This window comes from Phreatobacter sp. (genome assembly GCF_030691135.1).
Lineage (GTDB): Bacteria > Pseudomonadota > Alphaproteobacteria > Rhizobiales > Phreatobacteraceae > Phreatobacter.
In genome coordinates this window covers 1-22935 of record NZ_JAUYFA010000051.1, presented here as the reverse complement: position 1 = coordinate 22935, position 22935 = coordinate 1, and the positions used below count along the sequence as shown (strand labels likewise).

Here is a 22935-nt window from a genome sequence, read left to right as displayed (position 1 = left end):
GTCTCCTAGAAGGCGCAGCCGAAGGGCTCGAGGCCGCGTCGCATCTGCTCGCCCTGGGTGCGGCAGATGAGTTCCAGCTGCTGGCGTGTCTGCGGGTCCTGCGCGAGCGACCGCCAGGTCGTGCGCAGCTGCGCCACCTGCTGGGCGAAGGTGACGCGGTGCGTCGCCGGAACCCTGGTGGTGACGCAGATCTCATAGCTGGTGATGAAACGGTCGCATTCCGGGATCCCGATATCCTCCTGGGCCAGCGCCACACCGGCGCCGCCCAGCAGTCCGGCGGCCAGGACCATGGTGACGGCGATCGTCCGAATGGGGTTCATGCGCAATCTCCCGCTGCCGCTCACGGCGGAGCCGGCGCAGCCGTCGCCGGCCACACCCTCGATCGCCGGCAGGATCGGGCGTGGCGGTTTCGGCGTGATGTCGCCCGCCTGCCGCCGGCGCGGACAACCTGCGGTCGCTACGACATGGAAATGAAACAGAGCGGTCCTCTTCACCATGCACGCACGGTCGCGCACCCTGCCCGGAGCGGCGATGGCGAAGGGCGCGCAATCTGTGGCATGATTTCGGGGGGAGCCTCCGGCGGCGCCCGGAACGCGCAAGGGCTCGACATGAGCGGGTTGGTTCGCATCGCTTCAGGCAGGGCGTCGGCGCTCGCGCTGGCTTTCGTTCTGGCGCTGCTGCCGTGCGGGGGCGACCTCGCGGCGCGCGAGTTCCGCGTCGCCGACACCCAGCCTGCCGACTATCCCACGGTCAAGGCGGTTGAGCTCATGGGCGCGCTCATCGCCGAGCGCACCGGCGGCCGTCACCGGCTGCGCATCTTCCATTCCCGCCAGCTCGGCGAGGAGAAGGAAACCATCGAGCAGACGCGCATCGGCGCCATCGACATCAACCGCACCAATGTCGCGCCGCTGGCCAGCTTCATCCCCGAGGCCAACATCCTCGCCCTGCCGTTCCTGTTCCGCTCGGTCGACCACCTGCACCGGGTGCTGGACGGCCCCGTCGGCGAGGACATCCTCGCGGGTTTCGCGCGCTATGGCCTGGTGGGGCTCGCCTTCTACGATTCCGGCGCCCGCTCGATCTACAATTCCGTCAGGCCGATCCGCAGGGTCGAGGACCTCAAGGGCCTGCGCATCCGGGTGCAGCAGTCCGACATGATGGTCGAGATGATGCGCGCGCTCGGCGCCGACCCCATCGCGCTGCCCTATGGCCAGGTCAGTGTCAGTCTCGCGACCGGGCTCATCCACGGGGCGGAGAACAACTGGCCGTCCTATGTCACCACCGACCACTACCGGGCGGCGCGCCACATCACGCTGACCGAGCACACGATGAGCCCCGAGGTGCTGGTGGTCTCGCGCAAGGCCTGGGACGAACTCTCCGCCGCCGACCGGGAGATTTTTCGCGGCGCGGCGCGCGATTCCGCCCGCGCCATGCGCGAGCAATGGCTGAAGCTCGAGCAGACCTCGCGGCGCCAGGCCGAGGCCGCCGGGGTCACCGTCGTCACCCTCGAGGACCGCGACGGCTTCGAGCGGGCGGTCGGGCCCATCGTCGAACGGTTCTCCGCCGATCCTCCTCTCGCCGCGCTGGTGGCGCGCATCCGCCAGGCCCGCTGATGGATGCGACCACGGCACGACGGGTGACGGTCCGGCCGACGTTGCGGACGATCCGCGGCCGGCTCGACAGGGCCTCCGAGCAGCTGCGGCGCATCCCGGTGCGCTGGCGCATCGTCACCGTCGTGATCCTCAACCTCGCCTTCATCTCCCTTCTCATGCTGCTGATCGCCTCCGGCGCCGGCGCCATCCGCTCGGCCTGGGGCGACCTGCAGGAGGCACGCCGCATCGACCGGCTGCTCGCCGCGATCGAGAATGATGCGGGCCGCCTGCAGACCCTCATCCACCGCTATTTCGCCCTGCCCAACGAAGCGGTGCTGAACGAGATCGAGCAGCGGCGGAAGGCCCTGCTGGCCAAGCTCGCCATCGAGCAGGAGATCGACCTCGCGCTGAAGAACCCGGCGCGCTCGGTCACCAATGTCACCGAGCGCTTCATGCTGGGTTTCGACGAGCTGCGCAGCGTGCGAGAGACCATTTCCTCCATCTACGAGAACGAGATCCGCAAGCCGGCGAGCGAACTGTCCCAGCTCTATGCCGTGGTCGAGACCGCCATGGCCGACCGCGCCGCCCTCGTCGGGCCCTCGCTCGCCAAGTCGCGCGAGGCCTTTTCCGTCTTCCTGGTCGCCATCAACGACTATTACCTGACCCAGTCGGTGCAGGCGCAGCAGGAGGCCTCGCGGTCGATCGAGGTGATCCGGCAGACGGCGCCCGTCATGGTCGATCTCGCGGAGACCGATTTCCAGCGTGCCGCGCTGACGACGCTCGCCCAGCGCACCAATGCGCTGCGGGCCGGGTTCGGCCGGATGATCCAGGTTCTCGGCATGCAGAACCGCCTGCTGCAGGTCGAGATCGACGGCAACCAGGCGGTGATGGCCACCGTGATCCAGGAGGTGGCCGATCGGGTGCGCGCCAAGGAGGACGCGGCCCAGCAGCGGCTCGACCAGACGCTGCGCATCGTCTTCGTCCAGGCGGCCGGGATCGCCGGCATCTTCCTCGTCATCGCGGCGATCGTCTGGACCCTCATCGCCAGGTCCATCCGCGTGCCGCTGGACGACCTCGCCGGCAGCATGAACGCCATCGTCGCCGGCGATCTCGAACGCCCGCCCTCCGGCCTCACCACCACCGACGATATCGGTCGCATGGCGCGGGCGGTGGAGGTGTTCCGCCAGAACGCCATCGAGAAGCAGCGGGCCGAGCAGGATCTCGTCGCCGCCAAGGACCGCGCCGAGACCGCGCTCGATCACCTGCGCGAGACGCAGCAGAGCCTGGTCGAGGCGGAGAAGCTCGCCGCCCTCGGCGGCCTCGTCGCCGGCGTCGCCCACGAGGTCAACAATCCCATCGGCATTTCCCTGACGGTCGCCTCGACGCTGTCGCGCCGCATCGACGAATTCGCCGGCGAGGTGGAGCGCGGCGAGCTGCGCCGCTCGCGCCTCAACGAATTCGTCCGGGGCAGCCGCGAGGCCGCGAGCCAGCTCTCGCTCAATCTCCAGCGCGCCGGCGAGATGGTGCAGGCCTTCAAGCAGGTGGCTGTCGACCGCAGCCATGCCGACCGGCGCCATTTCAACCTGGCCGAGGCCACCGACCAGATCGTCGCCAGCCTGCGGCCGACGCTCAGGCGGGCGCCGGTCAAGCTGGAGGTCCATGTCCCGCCCGACATCGTCCTCGACAGCTATCCCGGCCCCTACGGGCAGGTGGTCACCAACCTCTTCATCAATGCGCTGACCCATGCATTCCCGGACGGCCGTCCGGGGACCTTCGTCATCGAGGCGGTGCCGGAGGGCGACCACGTCGTCATGACCTTCCGCGACGACGGCATGGGCATGAACGCCGAGGTGCAGCGTCAGGCCTATGATCCCTTCTTCACCACGCGGCGCGGGCAGGGCGGTACCGGGCTCGGTCTCAATATCGTCTTCAACATCGTGACACGCCGCCTCGGCGGGCGTATCTCGCTGGCGTCGACGCCGGGCGTCGGCACCAGCTTCCGCATCGTCCTGCCGCTGACCGCGCCGCAGGAGCCCGGCGACCGGCAGGAACCTGCATGATGTCCGACCCGAACCAGGATGCGCCGCGACCCGAGGACGACGACGATCTCGTCGCGATCCTCGACGATGGCCCCGGCGACGCCGTAACCGAAGCAGGCCGCTGGAAGGTCGCCATCATCGACGACGATGCCGCGATCCATTCCGGCACCAAATATGCGCTGTCCGACTACCAGCTGGCCGGCCACAGGCTCGACCTCTATTCCGCCTTCTCCGCCGCCGAGGGCCGCACGCTGCTGGCCCGCCATCCCGACATGGCGGTGGTGCTGCTCGACGTCGTCATGGAGAGCGACGGGGCCGGCCTCGACCTGGTCGAGTATATCCGCAAGGAGCTGAAGAACGACACGGTGCGCATCATCCTGCGCACCGGCCAGCCTGGCCAGGCGCCCGAGCGGCAGGTGATCGTCGACTACGACATCAATGACTACAAGGCGAAGACCGAGCTGACCGGCGACAAGCTCTTCACGTCGCTCACCGCCGCCATCCGCTCCTACCAGCAGCTGATGCGCCTGGTGGAGACCCGGCGCGGCCTCGAACTGATCGTCGAGGCGGCCTCCGAGCTCTTCGACCTGAAATCCATCAAGAAGCTCGCCGCCGGCGTGCTCACCCAGATCGCCGGGCTGGTCCAGGCCTCCTGCGAGGGCATCCTGGTGCTGCGCGAGGATGGCCGCGACCATTTCGCCGTGCTGGCCGGCTCGGGCGTCTACGCCCCGGTTGCGGCCGGTGGCGCCGCCCTCCTCGACGCCGCGATGGACCAGCTCGTCCAGCGCGCCTTCGAGCGCCGCCGCCATGCCTTCGAGGCGACCGAGACCGCCCTCTACATCAAGACCTCCAGCGGCCGCGAGGTCGTCGTCGCGCTGACCTCCGACCGGCCGCTCTCTGACACCGACCAGACCCTGGTCGCGGTCTTCTGCGGCCGCCTCTCCACCGCCTTCGACAATGTCATCCTCTACGAGCAGCTGCAGGCCGCCAACGCCACCCTCGAGCGGCGCGTCGCCGACCGCACCCGCCAGCTCACCCTCGCCAACGAGCGGCTGACGGCCCAGTGGCAGCGCCTGAAGCGCACCAACGACCACAAGGCCGATGTGCTCGGCACCGTCGCCCATGACCTGAAGAACCCGCTCGGCGTCATTCTCGGCCGCTCCGAGATGATGAACGAATGGCTCTGCCTCGATCCGCCGAACATCGACCGCGCCCGCAGCCAGATCGAGCAGATCCGCGCCTCCGTCGCGCGCATGACCTCGATGGTCGACGAACTGATCAACGACGCCATGCTCGACGCCGAGGACATCGTGCTGCGCCTCGCCGACATCGACGCCGCCGCCATCGTCGGCGCGGTGATCGACGCCAATGCGCCGCTGGCCGAACGCAAGGGCCAGATGCTCGTCTACAGCGGGCCGGACGCGCTGCCCGGCCGCGCCGATCCCGACCGGCTGCGCGAGGCGATCGACAACCTCGTCTCCAATGCCGTGAAATACTCGCCGCCCGGCGGCCGCATCAGCGTATCGCTCGCCGCCAGCGAGGCGGGTCTGCGGATCGCGGTCAGCGATTCCGGCCCCGGCCTGACGCTGGAGGACGAGCAGCGCCTGTTCGGGCGCTTCCAGCGCCTCTCCGCCAAGCCGACCGGGGGCGAGAGCTCGACCGGCCTCGGCCTGTTCATCTGCCGGCGCATCGTCGAACTGCACGGCGGCCGCATCACCGCCACGGACAACGGTCCCGGCAGCGGCGCGACCTTCGCCTTCACGCTGCCGCCCCTCGTGCAGCGCGGCCCGTCATGATCGCCGGCCAGCTCGTCATCGTCGTCGACGACGAGGCCGCCGCCCGCGACATGGTCGGCGACTATCTCAAGATGCACGGCTTCCGGGTGACGCTCTGCGACGGCGGCGCGGCGCTGCGCCGGGCGCTGGAGGCGGAGCGGCCGGCCATCGTCGTGCTGGACCTCAACATGCCCGGGGAGGACGGGCTCACCATCCTGCGCGACCTGAAGCAGCGGCTGCCCGTGCCGGTGATCATGCTGACCGCCACCGCCAGCCCCGACGACCGCATCGCCGGCCTCGACTTCGGCGCCGACGACTATCTCGCCAAGCCGTGCGAGCTGCGCGAATTGCTGGCGCGGATCCGCTCTCTGCTGCGCCGCGCCGTGGCGCCGGCCCGGCCGGCCGGGGCGGGCGGAACCCGCGATCTCGTGCGCTTCGGCACCAGGATCCTCGACCTCGGCGCCCAGGTGCTGCGCGACGATGCCGGGGCCGAGCATCCCCTGACCGGCTCCGAGTTCAACCTTTTGAAGGCCTTCGCCGATAATCCGCGCCGGGTCCTGTCGCGTGACCGCCTGCTCGATCTCGCCGGCGCCCGCGACCCCGAGGCCTTCGATCGCGCCATCGACGTGCGCATCACCCGCATCCGCCGCAAGATCGAGCCCGACGCCGACGCCCCCGTCTATATCCGCACCGTGCGCGGCGCCGGCTACATGTTCATGCCCGAGGGCGAGAAGGGCTGAATCCCGGTCGCCGGAAACAATGGCCACCTTCCCGCAACAATCGCCGCGGGATGCCGACACCGGCGGGAAAGGCTTGAAACAGGCCGTGCAACATTGAAACGCGGGCCCGCCCCGCGAGACACCACCATGAAAATCCTCGCCCCTAGGTTCTCTTCAACCCGATGACGCCGGGCGCACCGAGCCGATGAACCTTTTCGGCCGCCGCCACGACACAGAGGGGAGACCGGCCCATGGAGGGCCGTGATGGGGGATGGCAGATGAACCGGATATCGCAGTTTCTGGCTCTCGGCGGTGTGGCGGCTCTCGGCCTCGCCCTGGCCGTGGTGATCGCTCCCGACGGCCGCGCCGCGGTGTCGAGCGCCGCCCTCGCCGTGTCCCACACGGCCGATGACATCGATCACGCCCACAGGGCTTTCGACCGGTTCCGCAACCGCCTCGACGCCGCGCCGCGCCGCGCCGCCACCCTCGACGGCGACTGCGCCCGCTTCGCCTGGCCGCACATCCCGCAGAGCTGCCAGACCTCGCCGCAGGGCGAGCACCGGCGCCCCGTTCGCCTGGTCGCCCTCGACCAGACCAGCCGCTGATCCACTCAACTCTCCCGCCCGTCCGGAGCCCGCCATGAACCGCCGCCTCGTCCTCGCCGCCGCCCTGTCGCTCGCCGCCTCGGCCGCCTCCGCCAATCCCTTCGCCCAGACGATCATGTTCGATCCCGACACCCGCGAGCCGCTGATCGCCCGGCCCCATGCCGCGACGGCCCGCGCCCCCGCAATCCCGCGCGAGATCGTCGCCTTCCAGGGCGCCTATGCGCCCGGTACCGTGGTGGTCAACACCGCCGAGCGCCGCCTCTATCTCGTCCTCGCCGACGGCCGCGCCATGCGCTACGGCATCGGCGTCGGCCGCCCCGGTTTCGAATGGGCCGGCAGCCCCACCATCACCCGCAAGCAGGAATGGCCGGACTGGCGCCCGCCCGTGCAGATGCTGCAGCGTCGCCCCGACCTTCCGCGCTTCATGGCCGGTGGTCCGGACAACCCGCTCGGCGCCCGCGCCCTCTATCTGGGCTCCTCGCTCTATCGCATCCACGGCTCCAACGAGCCGCACACGATCGGCCAGGCCGTCTCCTCCGGCTGCATCCGCATGCTCAACGAGGATGTCGTCGACCTCTACGACCGCGTCCGCGTCGGCACGCGGGTCGTCGTCCTGCGCTGAACTCCTCTCCTGCCGTGCATCCCGCATGACCTCCACCTCGCCCCGATGGCCTCGCCGTCGGGGCTTTTTCTTGCGGCCCGCAACAGCCTCCCGCTGCCGCCGCGCCGGGCCTGTGGATCACCCGGCAGGGAGAGGGTGGACAGCCCCCGCGGGAGCCTCTATAAGCCGGCCCGCACTGCTGCTGATCGTCGTGAGACGGTCACATGCTGCGGTCGCCCGGGTAGCTCAGCTGGTAGAGCATGCGACTGAAAATCGCAGTGTCGGCGGTTCGACTCCGTCCCCGGGCACCATTTTTTTTCAAACACTTAGCGCATCGTGTGTTGGACGGCGTTGGAAATAGCGTTGGAAACACTTGATCACGCCTAGTTCTGGTCGCCAAATCGGGCTCTGGCTACGCGCTGCGTCGCCGGGAGGTCGTTCCGCACATAGCCCAGCGTTGTCCGTCGTTCGTTATGCGTCGCTGCAGGCATGAGGTCATCGACCACGACACCAGCCTCGCGTGCCTCGGTGAGGGCGCCGGCGCGGGAGTCCATATTCCAGACGCCCGCCGGAATGCCCGCGGCGTCGGCAATCGCGCGGAACTGCCTGACGAAGCGCTCTCTTAAGTAGGGCTGGCCGGTCTCTTCGTCGGCCACGACCGGCCCAATTCTCTGCTCGCGTGGGATGGCGGCGATCAGGGCAAACGTTGTCGGCATCAGCTTCAGGTCATGGACGGCGACGCGCTTGCCGTTCGACTTCGACGTCGGCTTGCGCATGACCAGTTCGCGATCGATCTGGGTCCAGTCCAATGCCCATTGTGAGCGCCAGGTGAGGCCGCGAAGACCTGGTCGGGTGATGCCACCCTCTTCCGTCGCCGGCACCCATTCGCCGATCACGTCCTTCTGCCGCAGCATGGTCTCGAACTGCAGCGCGACGGCAAGGGCCAGCGAGGGCCGGCCAGCGGCAAGGGCGGCAGGCACAAGCGCCGCGAGGTGCTCGGCGCTAAAGGCCGAGGTCCGAGCCGGCGGCGTCTCAAAGCGCATTTCGGCGAGGACCGCGGCGAGATCCGTGGCCCCCTTCAACCGGAGGGTCACGGCGAAGGAGACGACGCGACGCAGGGTCTGGATGCAGCCCTTTCCCTCGCGCAGGCGCTTTGGCGCGCCAGGCGTCTTGGGCTCTGACCACTTCTCATACCAGCGCTGGACATCCAGGCCGTCGATGCTGTCGATCCGGCGCTTCGCCACATAGGCGAGCTTCCGGATGTAGCGGTCGTAGAAGATCTGGGTGGCCCGCCGCTTCGTTGCGTAGGGGCTCTGCGGGTGGGTCTGGAACAGGCGCGCTACCGAGCCGATCGTGCCGTCGAAGACGGGCTTCGACGAGCGCTCGGTATCACCGCAGAGCCATTCCAGCGCCTCGGCATTGTAGCGGCGGCAGGCGTCAAGCCGCGCCTCGTCGTCGTCGTCTCCGGGCGCGGCTATTCCAGCATCCTGTCGGCCGCCAGCTATGACGGCGACCCGGTTTTCGGCGCCGAGGGCGCCGCTGCCAAGGCCTGGCGCACCGCTGTCTGGACCTACGCCTATGCCGAGCTGGCCAAGGTGCAGGCCGGCGAACGGCCGCTGCCGACGGTCGCCGCCTTCGTCGCCGAGCTGCCGGCGATCGCCTGGCCGGCGTGACCCGATGCCGCCCCTCGACATCACCCAGGCGCTCGTCACCGAGCCGCCGCTGATGGCGCTTGTCGTCTTCGCCGGCCTCGCCATGGGCGCCGGGCTGGCGGTGTTCGCCGTCGATTTCCTCCGCCTAACCATAACGGGAAAGGACCGGGCATGAACTTCCAGGGTGAAGCCATCCGCGCCACCGAGGCCTCGATCGCCGTCATCGCGGCCGAGCTGGGTGTGCCCTATGCCCGGCTGCGCGGCGTGGTCGAGATCGAGGCGCCCCGCGGCCCCTATGACCGCCAGGGCCGGCCGGCCATGCTGTTCGAGCCGCACCATTTCTACAAGCGCGTGCGGGCCAACAGGCGCGACGAGGCCGTTCGCCGCGGCGTGGCGCAGAAGAACCGGCCCGGGCGCGGCGAATATCCCGCCGACAGCTATCCGCGCCTCGCCATCGCCTATGAGATCGACCCGGTCGCGGCGCTGGAATCCGCCTCCTGGGGGCGCGGGCAGATCATGGGCTTCAACTTCGCCGATGCCGGCTACCGGTCGGCGCAGGCCATGGTCGAGGCGGCCATGCGCTCGGAGACCGAGCAGCTGCGCGCGATGGGGGCGCTCATTCGCAAATGGGGCCTGATCGGCGCGCTCAAGCGCGGCGAGGCCGAGACCTTTGCGCGCCGATACAATGGCGCCGGCTTCGCCCGCGACGGCTACCACACCAAGATCCGCGCCGCCTGGCGCAAATGGGAGGCGCGGCCGGCGCCGCCCGTCGCCCGCGAGGCGCAGGCCGAGGCGCCGGCGCGGACCATGGCGACCTCGAAGGAAGGCAATGCGGCGGTGGCCGGCGGGGCCATCGCCTCCGTCACCGCCGCTGCCGAAATCGGCAAGCAGGTGAAGGAAGCCTCCGACACCGCGACGGGCCTTGCCGAGGCGCTGATGAACCCGGTCACGCTGGCGCTGGTGGCGCTGGTGGCGATCGCCGCGGCCATCTGGTTCTGGCGCAAGCGCCGGATGGATGAGGAGGCCGCGTGATGTGGTCCCTGATCCCTTTCCCATGGAAGGCTGCCGGGATCGGCGGTCTCGTCCTCCTTGCTGGCCTTGCCGTCTGGCAGGTCCGCGAGGGCGTGAAAAATGAGGGCAGGCGTGAAGTGCTCTCCGATGTCAACCGGACCAATCAGGAGGCGTCCGATGCCGCTCGCAAAGCCCGTGAGGCTCATGATCTTGCCTGTGCTCGCCATGAGCCTCAGTGCCTGCGCGACGGCTGGACCCGCGACGGTGACAGGTGAGTGCCGGATCTTCCGGCCCATCACCTCCAGCGTCCAGGACACGCCGCAGACCCGCCGCGAGGTGACGGCCCATAACCGCTCCGGCCAAGCCGCCTGCGGCTGGCAGGCCCCGCAGGGAGGCTGACATGACGGGCAAGGATCGTGTCGTCACCCTGTGCTGCGACGAGCTCGAAAAGCTGATCGAGAAGGCCTGCGAAAAGGCCGTGCAGCGGGCTTTCCATGACCTCGGGCTTCGCAATGACGAGCCGCAACTGGTCGACGAGGCGCGGGCGGATTTCATGTTCATCCGCAAGTGGCGGCGGGCCGTCGAGGGCGCGGCGGCGAAGGTGGGCGGGGCCATCATCCTCGCCATCGTGGCCGGCGCGCTCGGCATCCTGTGGCTCGGCTTCCAGCTTGCCGTCACGGCCAAGACCGGCGTGCCGACGCGGTGAAGGCCGGGCCCCACAAGGTGCAGTTCGCCGCGGCCCGCTAACCCTTGTGGCTGGAGACGTTGTCCAGGTTGTTATCTTGCCTTGAGTTCGTTCCCTCGATTGTGATGGCCCTCTCGGGCGGGTCTAACACATGGCCCGGGACGGGGGATGTCTTCGATAGTCCTGCATTTACGAGCGCAAAACAAAAGGCCGCCATCTGAAAATGGGATCATCTGGGTGGCCTCTACCAAACGCTGCGGCAGGGCAATATCACCAGTATGGATTACAGCCAAAAAGGCCTACCACAGGTGCATAACTACGGTCAGCTTGAACCCACATTCGTGCTTGAGCGCACGGGTCCGGTCCTCGATAGCCCGATTGTGAACTGGAAGCGCCTCGACTGCGAGGTGCTAAAATCACCGCAGCGGCGACGCCCGCAATAATTGCGATCATCATATCCCTATCGGCCCGTTCGGCAGCAGCCTTCTCTTGTTGTGCCCGACGGATGAAGTCCACTGATATCGGCTTCAGTGTCTGGTCAGACCCATTCCCAGCCTGGTCAAACAAGCGAACAGCATAAGTGTAAGCAGAATCGCGAAGGAGCGCTGACCCCGTTACTGTGCGTGCGCGCTCCAATGCCATGATCCCAAGGGCGAGCTGAGCTCGGCCCGTATGGCTACGGGAATTCTCTAGGAGAGACCGCGCGAACGAGCTCGTGGGTGCTTGAACAAGACCCGCGATAATCGACAAGGCCAACTCGACGCGAGCCTCAGGATGCTCTTGTTCGCCCGCACGAGCAAGCCAGCTCGTTGATTCTTGTCGGCTCTGAGCATCCGCCCCGTGCTTCTTCAGCACAACCCCAAGCATAAACTGAGATTCACTATCTCCCGCACGAGCCCATCTCCGTAAGTCCGCAAGCAACTCGCCTTGACGATCCAATGGAATTTCAGGCCTGAATTTCTCGACGAACTGCTCTCTTGCAGCCTGACTCGACGGCGACGTCACGATTCCGGTTTGGGCTTTTGTTTCACCCACCAACCCGTGAAGGCTTAGAAAGGACCAGATGATAAAGACTGAAAAAAAGCCGCCCCTTTGCATTTTCTTTCTCCCGAGCATCTTTCTTCAATCTAAATACGCCAAGTTTAGGAGAAACGGAAACTGCCGTGCGGCCTCTATGTCTTCCATGTGAACAAGTGGATTTTCAATTTGCGTTAGAAAATGCACGAAGGAAGGCCCAAGGTCTCTGATCATTTGCAAGCCACGTTCTCGATTCCCATTGTTTATTGATCCTTGGCTCCAAAGCAGCTCCAAAGCTGGAAGCGCCGCATCTTTCAATGGACTTTCACTCAAAAGGGACCGGAACGGACGCTGCCCTTCTCGAACAGTGCTGCTATCTACAACACTTAGGACGTTTCTATTGGCGCCCATGCGACGAGATAATTTCGCTCTGATAAGACTTGTCGTACTGTAGTATAAATGAAGATTTATTTCTAGCATGTTTAAAGAAGAAATATTTCTTCTCTCATCAAAGTCACGCCACTTAAACTCACATCCGAAAGCCCCATCGCGGCCTACGCGTGGTCCATAAATAAAGATTGGAGCGAATGCTGTTCGCAGGGTTTCATCAGAGATTATTGTTTCTGCGATTTTCTTGGAGTAAACATATGCATATATATCAATAGATCTCGCACACGTTTGCTCATTCCAGTGAACGTAGGTCCTGATTCCCCCAAATGAAGAAATTGGCGTTAGCAATGTCTTTCGTGCGAAATCCGTACTCTGTGCAAATGCAGGAAATAGTGAAATTGATATACAAGAAGCGAATACAATAAATAACAGAGACCCTCTCAGCCATTTATTAGCATTCAGTCTCCGGGAAAACATCATTTTGCCTTTCGAACTTCGTTTAAGGCGGGGTGATCCCTCGGGTTTGAGGCCGGGGTTTAGGATTGAGGAGCCCCGGTCGCGACTTCTAATCTACGCACTGGGACGTCGTGTGCAAGTTCGCGATCTGCCTCGTTGCTGAAGGCAGATTTCTAGCGGACTGAATCGTCAGAAACTCCCAGTTCGCCATAGGGCTGATGCAGACTGTCCGCCGGTTGAGAGGCCGGCAGGCTTGGCGAGGGCTCTGTCGGGGGATATTCGGGTGCGGGTTCATCCGACGCTGGCGCAAGGCCTTCGATGGCGGTGCCGCCAAGGTTGGTGGTGTTGCCATCCTGGCTGTGATGGCCGGGCTTCGGGGCATCCTCTGGATCAGCTTTCAGATCGCCTTCACGGCCAAGACCGGGGTGCCGACGCGGTGACAGCCCCGCCGCTCAAGGTGCAGCTCGCCACGGCCCGCGGGGGGGGCGGCGTGGTCGGCGTCAGCATCCCCGCCGATGCCATCGAGATCGAGCGGGTCTTCGCGCCGCGCATGGCGGCGCAGTTTGCCGCCTTCCTGGCCGAGGCCCTGGGCCGGCTTTCCGACCCGCCCCCACCGCAGGCTCCGAATAGATCCTGCGCCTGCTCCGCCCGTCCTGGCTTTGGCGTATCCGCCGGAGGGCGGGGACCTCCCTCCTGCTTGTCTAGTTGGCCAGGCGCGAGAGAGCAGCGCGGGGCCTGTTCATTTTCACGCTACCGTCGCAGGATTTTGCGTCCACGGGGTGCTGGCGATGAAACTCAGTCATTGGTTCAATGTCTCGGCCATTGGGGCGGCGATAACTGCGTCCCTCGGCTCAATCTGGGCCATATGGGCAATGTACGACAGGGGCGTCACTTCAGGAGCGATGCGAGGCGCTGTCATGGGTGCTCTTGCCGCGTGCCTCATCACATGGTTCATCGGTGCTCGCACTGCAAGAAAGTCGGAGGAAAACCAGTTCGCGCTGGCGGCCTTGCAAAGCAGACTTGATTCCTACGAGCCCCACTTCAAGGATATCAGGGAGAAGCTGGCTGAACGACTGGCCGACGTTCCCGATTTTGTGGCTTCCATTCCTCGCCTATCGCCCTCCGAACTCCGCGAGAAGATCATCGAAGTCTGCACCGAGGTGTTCCAGTTCGATCTGCGCAGGGATGCTGGACGGTCTCCGTTGCCAGCATTAATGGGAACAAACCCCGAGAAATATAGTGAGCAACTCCAGCAGTACATGAGCGATGAGAAACACAAGAGAGATCGCGAGACAGCTGATTTTCAGAGAAATTACCTGCCGCGATTGTTGGCACTAGAGCAGGAGATCGCCCGGCGCTTGGGCCTGGGCGTCCTCACGGATCATTTCCTCGCAGAATACAGAGCAGAATCGCTGCGCTGTGGCTTCCTAGTCGGGTCTCAGCCGGCCGCTGAAATACAGACGTACCTTTTGGCTCTGGCCGGCCGGCTTCAATAGGGCTGAGCGGAGGAGACGCAGCGACTTTCCTGGCCGAGGACAGGCGCCCGCGATGGCACGAAGCCGACGAGCGGAACCCGAACGGTCAGACGATCGGTCTTCATTTCGCGTTGTTTCCTTGTCGCGGCCAATCTGGCATCCGCTGCACCTGCCGCCCGCCGCAGGCTGTGCAGGCCGGGCGGTGACCCGCAGTGGGGAAGGGCTCCTCGTCACGCGCCTTCAGGGCCTCCCAGGTCAGGACGGCGTGCCGGCCGCAGCCGACGCACCAGAGCCGGACGCCCGTAACGCCGAGGGCCCGCAGCTGTCCGATGGTGGGCGGCGTTGCCGGCGGCGGCTTCGCAGGTTCGTTCGTCCGGATGACGCGCGCGCCGTGGCGCAGGGTCACTACCCGGCCGGGCCGCTCGCCGACGGCCGCCTCATAGGCCGCGCCGGCGACGATGACGCTGCCGGCCACCGCCAGCGTCTCGGCGACCTTGTCGCCCTCCCAGACCTCCACCTTGAACGGGTGGTCGACCTTTCCGCCCATCGCTCTGCCCTGACATCGTGACCGGGCAGGCGGGGCGGCGGCGCGCGAGCGCCACCCACCGCGGGACAAGCCGGCAAGCCATCCCCGCGTCGCCTGACCACGTTCCGTGAAAGCGACCCGCCGTACGCACCGGTGCGCAGGCGGACGCTATATCGTTCCCGGAATGTTCTCAATGATCCCTGTGAATGACTCGACCCGCCGGGTGCGCCCGGTCCACCCCGCCGCGGCCTATATCGGCGGCAAGAAGCAGCTGGCGCGGCGCCTCGTCGCCATGATCGCGGCCGTGCCACATGAGACCTATGCCGAGCCCTTCATCGGCATGGGCGGCGTCTTCCTGCGCCGGGAGCGCGCGCCGAAATGCGAGGTCATCAACGACATCTCCGGCGACGTCGCGACCTTCTACAGGATCCTCCAGCGCCACTATGAGCCGTTCATGGACATGCTGCGCTGGCGCGTCACGGGCCGCGCCGAGTTCGAGCGGCTGATGGCCACCGATCCGTCGACCCTGACGGACCTCGAACGCGCCGCCCGGTTCCTCTATCTCCAGCGCACGGCCTATGGCGGCAAGGTCGCCGGCCGCAGCTTCGGCGTCTCGCCCGGCACGCCCGGCCGCTTCGACGTCGGCCGCCTGGCGCCCATCCTCGACGAGCTGCACGAGCGCCTCGCCGGCGTGATCGTCGAGCGGCTGCCCTATGCCGATCTCATCGCGCGCTATGACACGCCTGACACACTCTTCTATCTCGACCCACCCTATTGGGGCAACGAGACCGACTATGGCGCCGGCGTCTTCGGCCGCGAGGACTTCGCGCGCCTGGCGGCCCAGCTCGCCGGCATCGCCGGCCGCTTCATCCTATCCGTCAACGACGTGCCCGGTACCCGCGAGGCCTTCGCTGCCTTCGATATCGAGGGTGTGGACCTGACGTACACCATCGCCGGCGGGCAGGGGACGTCGGCGAAGGAGATCATCGTGGCGTCGAAGGGTCTTCCGCGAGAGGCGGCGACGTTGGGGCTGTTTGACTGATTGCCTCTTCCGCCATCGCGTCGACTATCGCGAAGATCGTTTCCGTCAGCCAAGCAGCCGAGATCGAGATTTCGTTTAGCATAACTTTTGGTTGTGGGCCCCGAGGCTCAGCGCGTAGGTTTGAGGCGGCGACTGCCAATTCATTCGCGCGCGTATGGGCATTCGCAGCGGTGCCTTCCTCCGCGCCTCGGCGACGACCTTGGCCTAGGGGATAGTGTCTTAGACTAACTATTCCTTGAAGTTTTTTCCGCAATCACTGCAAGCGTACATGCTGCGCTCTTCGTCTATGTATTTTCCTATTTGCTGGCCTGCAACGGCTCCTGCAAGCCAGCCGACAGCTCCCCCGATTAATGCTCCAGCAGGTCCGCCAGCTACCATGCCAACCGTAGCACCTTTTGCCATGCTTGCTCCCACGCCCAATGATCCTCCCACCATTATTCCAAGGCCACTGGCACTCTTGTCCAGTTTGACTTTTTCAGACTTGCAGTGTGGGCATGTGACCGGCATCTGAACCCCTCACCTAGTAAGCGCTTGTTAAAGGTTATTGGTAACGGCGAGGCCCGTCTAGGCGGTTGGTAATCGATAGCTTTTATGGCCCGCGTCGGCGCGACGGGTCTTTTACCCCTGCCGGCGACTGCAGGTGAATTGTGGGGCCTGTCACGCCGGCTCGCTATCCCGAAGGGGCGTTACGTCCGCTGCCCAATCCTGGTCCCTCCCGGCGGGTGCCGCCGCTGGAGGCGACGTTCTCTGCGTTTAGCCTCCATCAGCTGGGGCCGATGGCCTTCGCATCTGGGTGGCACCGCTGGCTGTGAAAGCTGCCGGTCGCAGAAGGTGAACGCGTTATGAAGAGCGAGGAGATCACGTGCCGGTTGTCTCGCTTAGCCAACGCCAGCTGAATCCCTCTTACGTCTGCAAGAGGGAAGTTGGCACCAGCGGCCCCATTGGCCTCCGGCCGCGGTTCTCTCGGCAATCCTGCAATGAAGTGTGCATATCCCGGCCGTAGAGGAACGGACGACCTGCAGCCAAGCCAATAAATTCCGGATCCGATCATCGCCTGGACTAACTCTTGAGAGCTCACTTGGGCTGCGGGGAGGCCCAGAGTTCGGGGAGGGTCTGACAGCGCGATGGACGGATCGAAATGCTGCAGGACCGTCGCGGTCCTTGCCGCACGATCTCCATCAGTGGCCCCTGCAGCAGCCATGTAGTCCGCCGCGAGTGTTTCGAAAAAATCTCCAACTTCGCGCTGCCTGAGATAGTCGTCTATGCCAGCGCGATCGATCCTCGCTCGCACGAGGCCCGCATTGTAGCGCGCGCCAATCAGAGCGGTCTGAACTTCACTGCGCTGAACCAGGTCCTCGCCGACACAATCCAGTTTGGCGAACACATTGTCGCCGGCGCGCCTTGTGCCGACATAGCCGAGGATCAGAGCCTTGTCGGTCAGTGCAAGGCCCGCATACTCCAGCCCCAGATCCCCTGCGATGCGCGAACACGCGGCCAGGTCATTCCCGACTTTGGTGTCAGCGAGGAGGTCCATGACGCTGCGGATCTGGGGGTAGAGAGCGTCGTTGTTCAGGACCTCGCCCAATGAGGCCACCGCTTGAATCGAGATCGTGGTTTGGGAGATCGGGGAACTAATCGTGTAGGTGGTGACGCCGCGCGGACGGATATTGAGGGCGGTCGATCCCGTCCTTGTCACCTTGGCTGATTGGGCGGCGGAGAGATCGTTCACCACCGACGTGATGCTGGAGCCCTGTGCGGCGAGCTTGCCGAAGAAGGTTCCGGAGCCGACGTTCAAGAGCGCGTTGATGGGCGATAGCAGCGAGAGGAACAGCTTGAGCGCCTTGGTGGTGTCGTTGGGTGCGGTGTCCTCGACTGAGGCCACTTCCACCCGAAGGCGGCGCAGGTCGCCTCGGGTTACGAAGCGGACGGCGCTCATTTCCTCAATGCGGATAGTTGCCCCGCTGGCATCTTTGCTCATCGTGTAGGGGGAGACCGCGATCCTTGCCGGGTTGGCTGGCACAACCACCCCAGGCGCATCCGTGTCAAAGAAGATGTTCAGCGAAAGGTATGTCGTTTGATTCGTGAAGAGCCCCTGCCGCACCAACGGCGTCGCGTCTCGGGAGGCCGTCGAAGTGACCGAGATGACATACAGTTTGGTCGGGTCTAGCGGCGCGCCTGTCACGCGCGAGACGTTGAAGCCTCGGCTGACCGCTTCGCTGTTCCTGACTGAATCGGGTCTGGTGAGGTCCCCGACGCAATAGGTGTTGTCGCAAGGCGCGGGATAGGAGGTCTGCGCCAAGGTCGGCGTGGCCAAGGTAGCAAGAAGGCCGACCAAAAGACTGCGAATGAACATTGCGTCGCTCCCCGAAGTGAACGTTGACCGTTCATCAGCAGCGAGTTGGCGCCGAATTTCTTGTCGTCGCAACGGTTACGTGCGCTTATCAGTCTTCTTCCTTACTGGTTCAGACGGTCGACGGCAGCGTGTGCAATCTCTACAGCCTTACCAGGGGTGAGAAGGCCATCCTCGATCTCGCCCGGGCCATGGTTGACCGCGCCGGGTCTGCCGTAGGCTCCAACTTCCAAGTGGGATGGAGCCATATCGAACGAGACCGCGAACAAGTTTTCACCTGAGATACGCGAGCGCGCGGGCTGGTCGCGACCTGTCAGTAGACAAGGGCCGCGAACACATCAGGAAAACTGGTACTGCGGCCGACAGTCTACCCCTTTGAAACTACTGACTTCTATGAGTCCCCTAGTGAGCCGCATATGGTGTTCGAGATCTCCGTGACACTATCGCTGCCGGTGGTTGTAAAGGGAGCTGTCAGCTCCTCCGCCGTCGGCATCTCTGGGAATTTGTCCCGCTGAATGAAACGCTGCGCTTCATGAGCGAGCGACTAAATGTCGCCCCTTTTGGTTTCACCAAGCGCGCTATACCGCTGCGTATAACTCTCCGGAGCCTCATGAATGACCCAGCTACGCATCACCGCCATCGACGCAAACAACGACGGACAGACGTACTGGAGCATGTTCAACAACAGCATTTGGAACGGCTATGGGGCTAATCTAGCCGGTCTTTTGGCTTCGGGAACGCCGGTGGCGGTTGGGTCTTTTGTAGAAAGTCAAACTGTAACTGAAATTTATGAACGTAATACATCTGGCGCAATTATCGATACAGATTATCGAGTAAACTGGAGCTGGGCATACACCGTCGAGTACATACGTCTATCGCCCGAATTCACATTGGATTTTGATGATGTAGTTTTCAGCGATAGTGGAAGTTACGTTCTGGAGTCAAATCCGGGGTCGCTTCCAAATCTATCTCCGGTTGTAAATATGGCATCATACATCAATGGGATGTCCTATTATTATACGGGAACAGGCGAAACAGACTATGTGGATTTGACGCCAAGGTCCTCGGGCGGGGTTCTATACTTTTTATCTGGCGGTACGGCTGATGGAGGCGGCGGCAACGACTTCATGACAGGCCGCATCGGCCATACGCTGATTGGTGGCGAGGGTAGGGATACCCTGAGCCTGGACCTGACGACGCTGGCAGGCCCAGTGACGTTCACCGTGGCGGGTGCACAGCAACTAATAGCGAACACCGGAAGCGGCCTGACCTCAGTGTCTGGGTTCGAAATTTTCAGCGACCTGCGCTTGACGGCCGGAAACGATGTATTCGACTTGCGCGGTAGCGGTGGGAACGTGTCCGTCTCCGGCAATAGCTCTAACATCACGGGCGGTGCAGGCACGGATCTGCTGATGGTGGACAGCTCGTCGCGAGGCTTTGCGACGTTCTTTGACTTCGAGCGTCTTGAAGCAGATTTTTCGAACTCGGCGTTGTTTGTGACGGCTACCAGTTCCTCCGTGAGCTTAAGGCCGACCTCCGTAGCAGCTGCGGTCCTGCAACTGGGGCAGTATTCGGGCACGATCGGCTCAATGAATGTCATCGGCGGGTCGAGCGACGACTTCATTTCGGGTAGCGCCGGTGCGGATGTGCTCAACGGTGGCGGTGGCAATGACACCATGTCGGGAGGGATCGGTGACACACTGATCGGTGGCGAAGGGAGAGATGTACTCACGCTCGACCTTACGGCATTGGCAGGGCCGGTGACTTTCACTGTGGCGGCCGGACAGCAGCTCGTTGGGAGCAATGCGAACGGGTTGACCTCGGTGTCTGGTTTCGAGGCGTTTAGTGATCTGCGCTTGACTGCGGGGGATGATGTATTCGACCTTCGTGGTAGTGGCGGGAACGTGTCCGTTTCCGGCAATGGTTCCACCATCCTTGGCGGTGCCGGCACGGATCGCCTCCTTGTGGACAGCCCGTCGCGAGGATTTGCAACGTTCTTTAGCTTCGAGCGTCTTGAAGCGGATTTCTCCGCCTCGGCTATGTTTGTGACGGCTACCAGTTCCTCCGTGATATTGAGGCCGACCTCTACAGCTGCTGCGGTCCTGCAACTTGGGCAGAATTCCGGACAGTTCGGGTCGATGCACGTTATTGGTGGGTCGCGCGACGACATCATTTCTGGCAGCGCCGGAGCTGACATGCTCAGCGGCGGCCTTGGAAACGATAGACTAACTGGAGGTGACGATGCCGACCTCTTCACGGGGGGGGGCGGCAACGACATTATCGACGGGGGCGCGGGCAGCGACGCCGCGCTCTTTTCGCTCGATCGAGCGAGCTACTACGTGCGGACCGTCTTTTCGAATGGCCAATTCTCCACGCAGGTGACGGCAATCGCGGGAACCGATGGGATCGACACGCTTGCCGGTGTCGAGGCTCTTGGCTTTGGCGGCGGTGCCTTTGGGCTCGCCGGCGTTCAGCAAAACCTTTCGTCGAACATGGACGGGTCCTATTTCGACGACGTGCTGTTCCAGAACAGCGCCACCGGCCAGATCATCTTCCAGAACATGACCGCTGGCACCGGATCCGGCTTCGCCAACGTGCTGGGATCGCTGCCCGCCGGCTGGCGGCTCGTCGGCAGCGACGACTTCACCGGCGACGGGCGGGCCGACACGCTGGTGCAGGACACCAACACGGGGTCGATCTACACGGTGAACATCGCCTCCGGCGCTCCGGTCTGGGGCGTGGTCAGCACGGGGCTCACCAGCGCCTTCCAGGCGATCGCCTCCGGCGACGTCACCCGCGACGGCACCGCCGACGTGCTGGTGCGTGATACCGCCACCGGCATCAACTATATCGCCGACATGAATGCCGGCGGCACCTTCGGCGGCTGGGTGCTCGGGCCCAATCTCGGCACGGGCTGGCGCACCGTCGGGCTCGGCGACTTCAACCGCGACGGCGCCTCGGATGTCCTCGTCCAGAACATCGCCGACGGCACCACCTACTATCGTGATGTCGCCAACAGCCAGTGGGGCTTCGTCTCCGGCGCCGTGGGATCCCCGTGGGTGGCACGGGAATCCGCCGATATCAACGGTGATGGCTTTGCCGACGTGGTCTTCCGCAACACCAGCACGTCCGACATCTGGTGGGTCAACATGCTCGGCGGCTCCAATTCAGGCTGGGGCGTGGTGGCCAACGGTCTCGCCGGCTGGGACGTGCGCGGCTCGGCGGATGTCGACAATGACGGCTGGCGCGACGTCATCGTCCAGAACCAGTCCAACGGCACCACCTACTTCGCCGACATGAACGCCGGCGCCTTCGGCGGGTGGGGCACGGTCTCAGGCGCGCTCGGCACGCAGTGGCTGGCGGTGGCGTGAGGACGCCTGGCCATTTTCCCGCTGGATGAACGGCCATGGTGGCGCCCATTTGGCGCGGCGACAGCGCGTGGCGACATGCGCGCAAACGCGGTCATGACATCGCCCGGAAACATTCGCCACTGAGTCTGCCGTAAGGGAACCAAGGCTGATGCTGGACCGCGACGGCCCATGCGCCTCCGGCCGCTCCTGGCCGCTACCGAAAGGGAACGCCGATGCCGATCACCTTCTGGAACCAGGAGCGCCTCGCCAACACGACGACATCAGGCTCTCAGTTCGAGCCCACCATCGCGGTGCTGCCCGATGGCGGAACGGTGGTGGCCTGGACCGACATCGGCCCCAATCCCGAAGTTGTCCGCATCCAGCGCTTCGACGCCTTCGGGACCCCGGTCGGTAGCGAGACGACCATCGGCACGGCTACCGGCAGCAGCGGCAGCCCTCAGATCGCCGTCCTGCCCGATGGGCGTTACGCCGTTGCCTGGATGTCGTCGGGCCCGGAGATCTCGCTTCAGCGTTTCCAGGCGAACGGCGCGCTGGATGGGGGGCCGATGGTCGTCACCAGCAATGCCTTTGCCTTCACCTCCGTTCCGTTCGACGTCATCGGGCTCGCCAACAACACCTATGCCCTGGTCTATGCGTCGCAGACCGTGGGTGAACGTGACGTCGCGCTGCGCGTCATCTCGGGCGCGGGGGTCGTCGGCGGCGAGATCGTGGTGGACAACCTGGCGGGGTCGAGCCAAAGCACGCCTTATCTCTCCGCCACGGCCAGCAACATCCTCGTGACCTGGTTTGATGGCTCTGCCAACAGTGGCGACATCCAGGCACGGCGCTTCTCGCTCACCGGCGGCTCGCCGACGGCGGAGGTCACGGTCAATACCACGACGACGGGATTTCAAGTGTTCTCGCCAGTTGCGCTGCTCACCACGCAGGACCACGTCGTTATCTGGTCGGACGGTGCGGCGCTACGCGGACAGATCGTCGACTCCGCGGGCAACAGGATCGGGTCGGAGTTCCTGGTGGCGCTGGACGCCACCAGCGGTGATGTGGCTGCCGTCGCGGCGACGCAGGAGGGCGGCTTCGTCGTGGTCTACCGCACCACGGCGGGGTCCGTGGTGGCGCAGGCCTTCAACAGCCTCGGAGTCACGGAGGGTGTCCGCATCCGCATCGCCGACTCCGTTGTGAACTCTAACGTGGTCGACGTGTCGACGCTCCCGGATGGCCGCATCGCAGTGACCTGGGCCGGCACGGCCGCGGCCGATGGCTCCGGCACGGGCGTCTTCACGCGCATTCTCGACCCGCGCGACGGCGTGGTCTCGGGCGACGTCAACGCCAACACGCTCTATGGCAACGATTTCCGCGGCGACCAGATCTCCGGCTTCGGCGGCAACGACACGATGTTCGGCCTCGGCGGCGATGACGTCATGTTCGGCGGCGACGGCAACGATACCATGGCGGGTGGGGCCGGCCATGACATGCTGTTCGGCGAGATCGGCGGCGACACGATGTCGGGCGCGGCCGGCAACGACAACATGGATGGCGGTGCGGGCTACGACACCGCGCTGTGGGAGGGGGCTCGGTCGAACTACTTCGTCCGGTCCTTCGTCTCGAACGGCCAGGTCTTCACCCAGGTCTCCG

Annotated in this window: 19 protein-coding genes and 1 tRNA gene; 16 read left to right on the top strand and 4 right to left on the bottom strand. The window is 64.8% G+C overall.

The window, feature by feature from the left end:
- Positions 1-5 precede the first annotated feature (5 nt).
- Positions 6-320, bottom strand: coding sequence for a hypothetical protein (locus Q8O26_RS08355; protein ID WP_305575044.1), 315 nt, complete (start codon positions 318-320; stop codon positions 6-8).
- Between the two features lie 288 nt (positions 321-608).
- On the opposite strand from Q8O26_RS08355, the gene Q8O26_RS08350 reads away from it, so the two are divergent.
- From Q8O26_RS08350 to Q8O26_RS08320, 7 genes are all read left to right on the top strand, one after another.
- A complete protein-coding gene (locus tag Q8O26_RS08350; protein WP_305575043.1) occupies positions 609-1610 on the top strand; it encodes a TRAP transporter substrate-binding protein in 1002 nt (333 codons plus the stop codon).
- Positions 1610-3649: a sensor histidine kinase gene (locus Q8O26_RS08345; RefSeq protein WP_305575042.1), complete on the top strand. Its 2040-nt coding sequence runs from the start codon at positions 1610-1612 to the stop codon at positions 3647-3649. The genes Q8O26_RS08350 and Q8O26_RS08345 overlap by 1 nt, the downstream gene beginning before the upstream one ends.
- On the top strand, positions 3649-5424 hold the full coding sequence (locus tag Q8O26_RS08340; protein ID WP_305575041.1) for a DUF3369 domain-containing protein: 1776 nt from the start codon (positions 3649-3651) through the stop codon (positions 5422-5424). The genes Q8O26_RS08345 and Q8O26_RS08340 overlap by 1 nt, the downstream gene beginning before the upstream one ends.
- On the top strand, positions 5421-6143 hold the full coding sequence (locus Q8O26_RS08335; RefSeq protein ID WP_305575040.1) for a response regulator: 723 nt from the start codon (positions 5421-5423) through the stop codon (positions 6141-6143). Before Q8O26_RS08340 ends, Q8O26_RS08335 begins: the two co-directional genes overlap by 4 nt.
- A gap of 230 nt (positions 6144-6373) precedes the next feature.
- On the top strand, positions 6374-6727 hold the full coding sequence (locus Q8O26_RS08330; protein WP_305575039.1) for a hypothetical protein: 354 nt from the start codon (positions 6374-6376) through the stop codon (positions 6725-6727).
- Positions 6728-6761: 34 nt separating this feature from the next.
- A complete protein-coding gene (locus tag Q8O26_RS08325; protein WP_371134496.1) occupies positions 6762-7349 on the top strand; it encodes a L,D-transpeptidase in 588 nt (195 codons plus the stop codon).
- Between the two features lie 214 nt (positions 7350-7563).
- A tRNA-Phe gene (locus Q8O26_RS08320) sits at positions 7564-7639 on the top strand.
- Between the two features lie 72 nt (positions 7640-7711).
- Here Q8O26_RS08320 and Q8O26_RS08315 read toward each other — a convergent pair.
- Entirely contained in the window at positions 7712-8572 is an 861-nt protein-coding gene (locus tag Q8O26_RS08315; RefSeq protein WP_305575038.1) for a hypothetical protein, read from the bottom strand.
- Between the two features lie 75 nt (positions 8573-8647).
- On the opposite strand from Q8O26_RS08315, the gene Q8O26_RS08310 reads away from it, so the two are divergent.
- The 6 genes from Q8O26_RS08310 to Q8O26_RS08285 all read left to right on the top strand — a co-directional run bounded on the left by Q8O26_RS08310 (position 8648) and on the right by Q8O26_RS08285 (position 14035).
- On the top strand, positions 8648-9001 hold the full coding sequence (locus Q8O26_RS08310) for a hypothetical protein (protein ID WP_305575037.1): 354 nt from the start codon (positions 8648-8650) through the stop codon (positions 8999-9001).
- A 4-nt stretch (positions 9002-9005) separates the two neighbouring features.
- The gene (locus Q8O26_RS08305) at positions 9006-9155 is read left to right on the top strand and encodes a hypothetical protein (protein WP_305575036.1); all 150 of its coding nucleotides are present in this window, start codon (positions 9006-9008) and stop codon (positions 9153-9155) included.
- Entirely contained in the window at positions 9152-10012 is an 861-nt protein-coding gene (locus Q8O26_RS08300) for an N-acetylmuramidase family protein (RefSeq protein ID WP_305575035.1), read from the top strand. The genes Q8O26_RS08305 and Q8O26_RS08300 overlap by 4 nt, the downstream gene beginning before the upstream one ends.
- A complete protein-coding gene (locus Q8O26_RS08295) occupies positions 10012-10266 on the top strand; it encodes a hypothetical protein (RefSeq protein ID WP_305575034.1) in 255 nt (84 codons plus the stop codon). The genes Q8O26_RS08300 and Q8O26_RS08295 overlap by 1 nt, the downstream gene beginning before the upstream one ends.
- A 125-nt stretch (positions 10267-10391) precedes the next feature.
- Positions 10392-10697: a hypothetical protein gene (locus tag Q8O26_RS08290; RefSeq protein WP_305575033.1), complete on the top strand. Its 306-nt coding sequence runs from the start codon at positions 10392-10394 to the stop codon at positions 10695-10697.
- A 2759-nt stretch (positions 10698-13456) separates the two neighbouring features.
- Complete coding sequence (locus tag Q8O26_RS08285; RefSeq protein ID WP_305575032.1) at positions 13457-14035, top strand: hypothetical protein; 579 nt, start codon at positions 13457-13459, stop codon at positions 14033-14035.
- 100 nt (positions 14036-14135) lie between these two features.
- Here the strand turns inward: Q8O26_RS08285 and Q8O26_RS08280 are convergent, their stop codons facing one another.
- Positions 14136-14561 carry a hypothetical protein gene (locus tag Q8O26_RS08280; RefSeq protein WP_305575031.1) on the bottom strand — a complete coding sequence of 142 codons (426 nt, stop codon included), beginning with the start codon at positions 14559-14561 and terminating at the stop codon, positions 14136-14138.
- A gap of 172 nt (positions 14562-14733) precedes the next feature.
- Here Q8O26_RS08280 and Q8O26_RS08275 point away from each other — a divergent pair, with 172 nt between their 5' ends.
- Positions 14734-15582 carry a DNA adenine methylase gene (locus Q8O26_RS08275; protein ID WP_305575030.1) on the top strand — a complete coding sequence of 283 codons (849 nt, stop codon included), beginning with the start codon at positions 14734-14736 and terminating at the stop codon, positions 15580-15582.
- A gap of 763 nt (positions 15583-16345) precedes the next feature.
- Here Q8O26_RS08275 and Q8O26_RS08270 read toward each other — a convergent pair.
- Positions 16346-17935, bottom strand: a complete 1590-nt coding sequence (locus Q8O26_RS08270) for a hypothetical protein (protein WP_305575029.1) — start codon at positions 17933-17935, stop codon at positions 16346-16348.
- A gap of 611 nt (positions 17936-18546) precedes the next feature.
- Here Q8O26_RS08270 and Q8O26_RS08265 point away from each other — a divergent pair.
- A complete protein-coding gene (locus Q8O26_RS08265; RefSeq protein ID WP_305575028.1) occupies positions 18547-21303 on the top strand; it encodes a hypothetical protein in 2757 nt (918 codons plus the stop codon).
- A 212-nt stretch (positions 21304-21515) separates the two neighbouring features.
- Positions 21516-22935, top strand: a 1420-nt coding sequence (locus tag Q8O26_RS08260; protein ID WP_305575027.1) for a calcium-binding protein, incomplete at its 3' end; no start/stop codon positions are given.